The following is a 575-nucleotide window of genomic DNA, read 5'->3' as shown; positions in this document are numbered from 1 at the left end:
TTTCCTGTTCTATGACACCAGTGTTTTAATGCTAATTGTATCCAATTTCCCCAGTTATTAATTAAGTACATCAAAAAGTCATAGATAAGTGCTACGATTCCAAGTAACTTACAAGTATTCTCGAAAAACCATAGTCTTGGAGACTCAATGGCTAATTCTGTTTTACAAAATCTAAACGTCTGTTCTATAGACCATCTGTGCATATAAGAATGGCACATTTCCCACGCCTGCTCGACATTATTAATCTGAATTGAAGTAAGTAGATACAAAGGAGATTGGTGATTTTTCCTATCTCTAACAATTACTAAAGACAAAGGAATTTCTTCAAAATCAGGGTGTTGTACTTGTGACCATGCGATAGAAATACATTTGGCTATTTTACGTTGATTATCGAATACAATTTTACGGTATTTAGCTTTGAAGGAACGAGCTAGTAAATGTGTCTTCTTTTTACCTTTATCGGCATGAACGAGTAGATGATTTTTCTTCCAACGAACTAAAAAATCTTGTTCAAAGTGCATAAACCACTCAATCGTCCAAGCATTAGCATAACCTCTATCAAGTACATGTAAAAC

1 pseudogene is annotated in these 575 nt (G+C 34.1%); it reads right to left on the bottom strand.

Features of this window, described 5'->3' with window-relative positions:
* Nucleotides 1–575: pseudogene (locus tag AC07XN_RS24560) on the bottom strand (transposase); the annotation flags it as partial.

It is taken from the genome of Arcicella sp. GW458-12-2-14-TSB2 (assembly GCF_059423785.1).
Note: the sequence above shows the minus strand (reverse complement) of the source record. Positions and strands in the feature narration are given on the sequence as shown.